This window comes from Melaminivora alkalimesophila, from assembly GCF_000282995.1.
Classification (GTDB): domain Bacteria; phylum Pseudomonadota; class Gammaproteobacteria; order Burkholderiales; family Burkholderiaceae_C; genus Melaminivora; species Melaminivora alkalimesophila.
Window position 1 is genome coordinate 1 of sequence record NZ_ALEE01000379.1, and the last position, 2629, is coordinate 2629.

Annotated in this window: 3 protein-coding genes; all 3 read right to left on the bottom strand. The window is 66.1% G+C overall.

Annotated elements, in window-relative coordinates; translation table 11 throughout:
- A partial coding sequence (locus A612_RS07200; RefSeq protein WP_019373836.1) for an ABC transporter permease occupies nucleotides 1–412 on the bottom strand: 412 nt, incomplete at its 3' end.
- Nucleotides 409–2181, bottom strand: coding sequence for an ATP-binding cassette domain-containing protein (locus A612_RS07205; protein ID WP_040436282.1), 1773 nt, complete (start codon nucleotides 2179–2181; stop codon nucleotides 409–411). The genes A612_RS07205 and A612_RS07200, both read right to left, overlap by 4 nt.
- 1 nt (nucleotide 2182) lies before the next feature.
- A partial coding sequence (locus A612_RS07210; protein WP_040436283.1) for an HlyD family secretion protein occupies nucleotides 2183–2629 on the bottom strand: 447 nt, incomplete at its 5' end.

The window sequence follows — 2629 nt, forward strand, 5'->3', positions numbered from 1 at the left end:
CCAGCGGCTCGCTGCCACGCTGGGCCAGCCGCTGCTCGAAATCCTGCGGGATCACCACGTAGCCGCGCAGGTCGCCTGAGACCAGCTGGTCGGCCACTTCGCGCCGGTCATGGGCGAAGTGGGCATCCAGGAACTTTGTGCCGGCAAAGGCCGCCGCAAGCTCCTGCGCTGCAGCGCCGGGCGACTCCAGCACCACGCCGACGCGGACATCCTTCGCATCCAGCGACACCGCATAGGCGAACAGCAGCAGCAACACCACCGGCAGCACGAACGCGATCAGCAGCGTCGAGGGGTCGCGCAGCGCCTGGTAGCTTTCCTTGGTGACCAGGGCGATCAAGCGCCGCAGATCAAAATGGCGCAGGTCGGTCTGCTGTGGTCCATTCCCGTCCTTGTGCTTTGTGGTGCCGTTCATGTGGCGGCCTCCAGCTCGCGGTCCGCCGACTCCACCAGGTGAATGAAGGCGTCCTCCATCGTCGGGTCGGGTCGTTCGGGGCTGACCGCCGAACGTTTGAGCGCGTCGGGCGTATCCAGCGCAATCAGTTGCCCACGCGAGAGCATGGCCACGCGGTCGCAGTATTCGGCCTCGTCCATGAAGTGGGTGGTGACCACGATGGTCACGCCCTTGCGGGCCAGTCCGTTGATGTGGGTCCAGAATTCGCGCCGGGTGATCGGGTCCACGCCCGAAGTGGGTTCATCCAGGAACAGCACGGGCGGCCGGTGCATCAGCGAACAAGCCAATGCCAGGCGCTGCTTGTGGCCCAGCGGCAGGGAATCGGGCGTGGCGGACAGCCAGTCGCCCAGATCGAAGGTTTCGATCATCTCGGCAATGCGCTCGCGCCGGGTGTTGCCTTCCAGTCCGTAGACGCCGGCCGAGAATTCCAGGTTCTGCTGCACCGAGAGCAGGCCGTAGAGCGAAAACTTCTGCGCCATGTAGCCGAGCCGGCTCTTGGCTGCGCCGGTGGCGCGGCGCAGATCATGGCCCACCACATGCGCTTCGCCAGCAGTTGGTTTCAACAGGCCGCACAACATCTTGAAGGTGGTGGACTTGCCGGCGCCGTTAGGGCCGAGCAGGCCGAAGATTTCGCCCTTTTGCACCTCGAAGCTGACGTTGTCGGTGGCGGTGAACTCGCCGAAGCGCTTGGTGAGGTTTCGGCACGACACGGCAACGTCGGAACCCAGCTCAACCGGCGGCAGACGGTCGGCCAACATCGAAGTGCCGCCGGGGCCGCCACCGAGCAGATCGATGAAGGCGTCTTCGAAGCGCGCAGGCACCTGCGCCAGCCCCACATGCGCCTGATCGGACAGGGCCTGGAGCTGCTCCGCTTGAGCGCCCTCGCGCAACACCACGCGCACGCCGGCGCCCTGGATCACGCCATCGCTCACGCTGGGCAGGTCGAGTGCCTGGGTCAGGACCGCTCGGCGCTCGGCACCGACGTCTTCCAGACGGAAACTGCGGCCTTCGAGCTGTGCGGTCAGCTCCTGCGGCGGGCCATCGAACAGGAGCTGCCCTTGGTTCAGCAGCAGCACGCTCTCGCAGCGCTCGGCTTCGTCGAGATAGGCGGTGGACCAGACCACGGCCATGCCTTCATCGGTCAGCGCCTGCACCATGCGCCACAAGTCCTGGCGGCTGACCGGGTCGACACCCACGCCCGGCTCGTCCAGCAGCAGCACCTTCGGCCGCGCCATGAGCGCACAGGCAAGGCCCAGCTTCTGCTTCATGCCGCCGGAGAGCTTGCCGGCCAGGCGTTTGGTGAAGGGTCCGAGCCGCGTGAAGTCCAGCAGCTCGGCAAACAGATCGGCGTTGCGGTCCGCATCCATGCCGCGCAACTGCGCATACAGGCGCATGTTCTCCATCACCGTCAGGTCTTCGTACAGTCCAAAGCGTTGCGGCATGTAGCCGCTGACGACGTGAATGGCGTCGTTGTCCTTGACCACGTCATAGCCTGCCAAGGTGACGTGGCCGGCGTTCGGCACCAGGAGGCCGGCCAGAATCCGCATCAGCGTCGTCTTGCCAGCGCCGTCGGGGCCGACCAGACCGGTCAGCCGCCCATAGTGGATGCGCGCGCTCAAGCCCCGCAGCGCCTTTATGTCGCCGAAATGCTTGTCCACGCCCTCGATGACGACGGCAGCGTCTTCGCCCGCACCCGCAGGCACGGCGGCGATAGCAGGGCTTGCCTGCATTTCAACGCTCCCCCGCCGGGATACGGGTGCCGGCTTTCGCATCGACCTCGATCGTCACCGGCATGCCCTGGCGCAAGGCACTGTCGCTGTCGGCTTCGTCGATGACGATGCGCAGGCGGTAGACCAGATCCGTGCGCAAATCCGTCGTCTCCACCGTCTTGGGGGTGAACTCGGCGCGCGGCGAGATGAAGCCGATCTGGCCGCGATAGACCTTCTCTGATGAATCGCTTTTGACGCGCACCACAGTACCGGGCGCGATGCGCCCCAAGTCCGACTCGCCCACGTAGGCGCGCACGTAAACCGGCTTGTCCAGGCTCAGGCTGTAGACCGTGCTCTGGCTTGCGACCATGCTGCCGGGCTCCCGCACTCGTGCGATGACGGTGCCGCTACTGGGCGCCATCAACTCGGTGTCCGCCAAGGCTGTCGCGGCTTGCGCTGCGGCAGCCTG

Excerpts from the sequence above, each read along its gene's own strand:
- A612_RS07205 (WP_040436282.1), bottom strand. The coding sequence starts at position 2,181 with ATGCAGGCAAGCCCTGCTATCGCCGCCGTGCCTGCGGGTGCGGGCGAA.